The sequence below is a fragment of the Halomonas sp. 707D4 genome, assembly GCF_024158685.1.
Classification (GTDB): Bacteria; Pseudomonadota; Gammaproteobacteria; order Pseudomonadales; family Halomonadaceae; genus Vreelandella.
Map to the genome: position 1 here is coordinate 1 of NZ_JAMZBD010000252.1, position 4,641 is coordinate 4,641.

General features: G+C 67.2%; 6 protein-coding genes and 1 riboswitch. Of the genes, 4 read left to right on the forward strand and 2 right to left on the reverse strand.

All coding sequences use genetic code 11. The features are described 5' to 3' along the window. From BIS11_RS11300 to BIS11_RS11310, 3 genes are all read left to right on the forward strand, one after another. On the forward strand, positions 1-1,020 hold a 1,020-nt coding region (locus BIS11_RS11300; protein WP_253586065.1), incomplete at its 5' end, for a zinc ABC transporter substrate-binding protein. Positions 1,021-1,150: 130 nt separating this feature from the next. Beyond that, positions 1,151-2,308 carry a class C beta-lactamase gene (gene ampC / locus BIS11_RS11305; RefSeq protein WP_253586066.1) on the forward strand — a complete coding sequence of 386 codons (1,158 nt, stop codon included), beginning with the start codon at positions 1,151-1,153 and terminating at the stop codon, positions 2,306-2,308. 85 nt (positions 2,309-2,393) lie between these two features. Further along, the gene (locus tag BIS11_RS11310; protein WP_253426207.1) at positions 2,394-3,059 is read left to right on the forward strand and encodes a cupin domain-containing protein; all 666 of its coding nucleotides are present in this window, start codon (positions 2,394-2,396) and stop codon (positions 3,057-3,059) included. Positions 3,060-3,066: 7 nt separating this feature from the next. On the opposite strand, the gene BIS11_RS11315 is transcribed toward BIS11_RS11310, so the two are convergent. Further along, the gene (locus tag BIS11_RS11315; protein WP_253426209.1) at positions 3,067-3,435 is read right to left on the reverse strand and encodes a DUF6164 family protein; all 369 of its coding nucleotides are present in this window, start codon (positions 3,433-3,435) and stop codon (positions 3,067-3,069) included. Further along, complete coding sequence (gene gloA / locus BIS11_RS11320; protein WP_253426211.1) at positions 3,436-3,969, reverse strand: lactoylglutathione lyase; 534 nt, start codon at positions 3,967-3,969, stop codon at positions 3,436-3,438. A 161-nt stretch (positions 3,970-4,130) separates the two neighbouring features. On the opposite strand from gloA, the gene BIS11_RS11325 reads away from it, so the two are divergent. Beyond that, the gene (locus tag BIS11_RS11325) at positions 4,131-4,505 is read left to right on the forward strand and encodes a DUF2237 family protein (RefSeq protein WP_253426213.1); all 375 of its coding nucleotides are present in this window, start codon (positions 4,131-4,133) and stop codon (positions 4,503-4,505) included. Between the two features lie 42 nt (positions 4,506-4,547). Next, positions 4,548-4,638: riboswitch (TPP riboswitch) on the forward strand. Positions 4,639-4,641 lie beyond the last annotated feature (3 nt).

The following is a 4,641-nucleotide window of genomic DNA, read 5'->3' on the forward strand; positions in this document are numbered from 1 at the left end:
CACCTCGCCGCACTCGCCGCCGATCGCGTCCAGGTCGTCACCAGTTTCTCGATCCTGGCGGACATGGTCGAGAACGTCGGCGGCGAGCACGTCGAGGTGACCTCGCTGGTCGGCCCCGACGGCGATACCCACGTCTACTCGCCTCGCCCCGGTGACGCCCGCGCCCTGGCCGAGGCGGATCTGGTCGTCTTCAACGGCCTGCTGCTCGAGGGGTGGATGGAGCGCCTGCTCGACTCCAGCGATTACCAGGGCGAGCTGATCGTCGCCACCGACGGCATCGACACGCTCGACTACCATCCGCACGACCACGACCACGATCACGGCCACTCTCACGAACACGAACACGAACACGAACACGCGCATGATCACGGCCATGACCACGATCACGAGCACGGCGAGTTCGACCCCCACGCCTGGCAGGACATGCGCCAGGCGCGCGTCTACATCGCCAACATCCGCGACGGCCTGATCGATGCCGACGAGGAGAACGCCGACGACTATCGCGCCAACGCCGAGCGCTACCTGGAGGAGATGGGCGAGCTCGACGGCGAGATTCGCACCCTGATCGGTGACATTCCGCCCTCGACCAGCGTGATCACCGGGCACGACTCCTTCGGCTACTTCGCCAACGCCTACGGCGTGCGCTTTTTGTCGCCCACCGGGCTCTCCACCGAAGTGGAGCCCAGCGGCGCCAGCATGGCGGCCCTGGTGGACCTGATCAACGCCGAGGGCGTGCAGGCGCTGTTCTACGAGAACATGACCAACTCGGCGGTGATCGACCAGCTCGCCGAAGAGACCGGGCTTCCCGTCGCCGGCACGCTGTATGCCGACGCGCTGTCGAGCGACGGCTCGGCCAGCACCTATCTCGGCATGATGCGCCACAACGCCGAGCTCCTGCACGACGCCCTGGCCCGCCCTGGCCATGGCGAGCAGGCTCATGACCACGATCACGGCCATGACCATGACCATGCTCACGATCATGAGCATGACCACAGCCACGAGCACGAGCATAGCCACTGAGTGGCACGCCCTTTTAAAGCGCCCCTCGCGGGCGCTTTTTCGTGGCCGCTCGCGCTGGTGGCCGCGCCGCTAACGCGCCATACTCCCGGCACCGGCCATTCGCCCCCTTTAAACCACACGGTGCCCTTTCATGCCTGCCCACCTATTCACCGCCTTCGCGCTGGGAGCGGCTGCGCTGCTGCCGGCCACGCTGGCCCATGCCGAACCGGACACCCGACTGGCGGCACAGGTCGACGACGTCATTCGCCCGCTGATGGCCGAATACCGGATCCCCGGCATGGCGGTGGGGCTGAGCGTGGACGGCGAGCAGCATCTCTTCTACTACGGCCTGGCCGACCTCGAGGCGAGCCGCGCGGTGGACGAACGCACCCTGTTCGAGCTTGGATCGATCAGCAAGCTCTACACGGCGACACTGGCCGCCTACGCCGAGACCCAGGACGTGTTCGCCCTGGACGACGCCGCAAGCCGCCACCTGGCCGCGCTTGCCGGTAGCGCCTTCGACGACATCAGCCTGCTGGAGCTCGCCACCTACACGGCGGGCGGCCTGCCGTTGCAGTTTCCCGAGACGCTCGAGGGCGATGAGGCCATGCTCGAGTACTTTCGCGACTGGCGGCCGGATTTCGCCCCGGGCACCCACAGGCTCTACTCCAACCCGAGCATCGGGCTGCTGGGCTATATCACCGCCGAACGCCTGGCGCAGCCGTTTGACGAGGCGATGGCCGAGCACGTGTTCGCCCCGCTGGGGATCGAACACAGTTTCTTCGACGTGCCCGCCGACGAGCGCGAGCACTACGCCTACGGCTATTCGGCGAGCGACGCGCCGCTTCGCGTCAATCCCGGGCTGCTGGACGCCCAGGCCTACGGGCTGAAGGCGACCGCCAGCGACGTGCTGCGCTTTCTGGAGGCGCATCGGGCCGGCGCGCCCACGGCGCCCCTGCAGGCGGCGATGAACACGACCCAGGCCGGCTACTTCGCGCTCGGTGACATGGCCCAGGGGCTTGGCTGGGAGCGCTACGCCGCGCCGGCCACCCTGGAGCAGTTGACGGCGGGCAGCGCCCTGGAGGTGGTGCTCGAGCCCAACGCGGTCGAGCGCAGGGCGCCGCCGCTGCCGCCTTCGACGGCAGGGTGGCTGCACAAGACCGGGGCCACCAACGGCTTCGGCAACTACGTCGCCATCGCCCCCGACGAGCGTATCAGCGTGGTACTGCTGGCCAACCGCAACTACCCCAATGCGGCGCGCATCGAGGCCGCCTACCGGCTCGTCGAGGGCATGCGCGCCGCCTGGTGACGGGGCAGCGCCTGCGTAGCCGTTGCTTTTTGGCGCGCGGATGGCGAGACTGGCCCTCCTGCCCAGTGACGACGAGCGTTCCCCCATGCGACTGAATGCCGATTTTTCACGGTTTGCCTGCGTGACACCGGAGGCGTACCAGTGGGTCGCCTCGCCCAGTGCCGGGGTCGAGCGCATGATGCTGGACCGGATCGGTGACGAGGTGGCGCGCGCCACGAGCCTGGTGCGCTACGCGCCGAACAGCCGCTTCGACGCGCACACCCACGGCGGCGGCGAGGAGATTCTGGTGCTGGAGGGCGTGTTCGGCGACGAGCACGGCCGCTACCCGGCGGGCAACTACCTGAGAAACCCCATTGGCACGGCGCACGCGCCTCGCATCGGCGAGGAGGGGGCACTGATTCTGGTCAAGCTCCACCAGTTCGAGCACAGCGACACGCGCCACATCGCCCTGCCCGCCCACCGGCTGCCCTGGCAACCGGATCGCCGCCTGGGCATTCGCTACAAGGCGCTGCATGCCCACGGCCAGGAGCGGGTGAGCCTCGAGCGGTGGGAGGCCGGGGTGACGGTCGACGACCCGTCATCGAGCAAGGGGCTGGAGCTTCTGGTACTCGAAGGCACCCTCGTGGAGAGCGACACCGTGTACCCGACGGGTAGCTGGTGTCGCTACCCGTTCGGGGCGCAGCCCGCCCTCGCGGCAGGTAGCGACGGCGTCACTCTCTACCTCAAGCGCGGCCACCTCTCGGCGGCCTGAGGGGCCGTCACGGCGCGTGCAGGCCGACAAACGGCGCCAGCGTCAGCAGCACGATCACCAGTACCGCCGCCAGCGTCAGCGCCACTTGAACGGGGTGGGCCATGAAACGCCGCCACAGCGTCGGGTTCTCGCCGCGCGCCCGGGCCTGCTCGAAGGCGCGCCGCTGGTTTGCCTGGCGCTCCTTCTGGTAGGCATCGAGGGCGGCCTCGGCGGCGTCGCGCTGGTCGTCGCGGCGCAGCCAGATCGCGTCCACCCCCAGGCGGAAAAAGCCCGCCTGGGTCTCGTAGACGTCGAAGCCGCGCTCGAAAAGCAGCGCGCGAACCTCCTGGGCCTCCTCGTCGGTCACGTGACGCAGCCGAAACAGCAGATGCGCCACTTAAGTGCCCATGCCGGCCATCAGATCGGCCTGGATCACCTCGATCCAGTAGCCGTCCGGGTCCTTGACGAAGATCACGTCCTTCATCTTGCCCTGCTCGGCGCGCTTGACGAAGGTGACGCCACACACGTCGAACCAGGCCTGGGCGGCAGCGAGATCCGGCACGCTGAAGCAGATGTGCCCGAAGCCTTGAGGCTCGGCGTTGCCGTCGTGGTAGGCGAAGTCCGTCTGCTGCTCGGTGCCCCAGTTGTGGGTCAGCTCGAGAAGCCCTTTCTGGCCGAAGGTCCAGGCGGTGCGTTCGCGAGTATCCTCGGGGATCGCCTCGCCTTGCTTGACATTGGCCAGGAAGTAGAGCGAGAACTGCATCTCCTCGAAGTCGAGCTTTCTCAGCACGCGCATGCCGAACACCCTGGAGTAGAACGCAAGCGACGCCTCGGGATCCTTCGCCCGCAGCATGGTGTGGTTCAAGCGAAACCCTTGGGTATTGCCCGGCGCGGGGACGACGCCGGGATGCTGTTCGCCGTTGAAACTCATTAAATGCTCCTGATGGATCGTGATACTTTGACGAAACCGATACCGTGTACAAGTATGTACACTAATCGATGCAAGTGGCGTGCTACCTCGCGCCACGCTCATCCACTTCCATGACAATGAGGGCAGGGACTGGCTAATTCCAGCCCCGCCACGGAGGCACCATGTCTCGCGACCGTAACGTTCTAGGCGAACCCTTGACGCCTTGCTGCCACAGCCCCAAGGCCGGCTTCTACCGCGACGGTTTCTGCCGCGTGGGCCCGGACGACGTCGGCGTGCACTCGGTATGCGCCATCGTCACCGAGGAGTTTCTGGCGTTCTCCCAGGCCCAGGGCAACGACCTGACCACGCCACGCCCGGAATTCGGCTTTCCGGGCCTCGCCCCGGGCGATCGCTGGTGCCTGTGCGCATCGCGCTGGCTGGAAGCCGCCGAGGTGGGCCTGGCCCCGCCGGTCATCCTTTCCGGCACCAACGAGAAGACGCTGGACATCATCCCGATGACCACGCTGCGCCAGCACGCCATGGACGCGGTGCACTGACATCGTGACGGCTTTACAAGCCGCGCCAGGACCCGGATAGTAGCATCACGACAGGGGCGCCCCTTCGGGCTGAGACGCACCCTTGGAACCTGAACCGGATAATGCCGGCGTAGGGAGTCGTGGTACGCCCACCACC

What these genes read in the sequence shown, in the direction of transcription:
- ampC (WP_253586066.1), top strand. Translation starts at nt 1,151, where the DNA reads ATGCCTGCCCACCTATTCACCGCCTTCGCGCTGGGAGCGGCTGCGCTG.
- BIS11_RS11310 (WP_253426207.1), top strand. Translation starts at nt 2,394, where the DNA reads ATGCGACTGAATGCCGATTTTTCACGGTTTGCCTGCGTGACACCGGAG.
- gloA (WP_253426211.1), bottom strand. Translation starts at nt 3,969, where the DNA reads ATGAGTTTCAACGGCGAACAGCATCCCGGCGTCGTCCCCGCGCCGGGC.
- BIS11_RS11325 (WP_253426213.1), top strand. Translation starts at nt 4,131, where the DNA reads ATGTCTCGCGACCGTAACGTTCTAGGCGAACCCTTGACGCCTTGCTGC.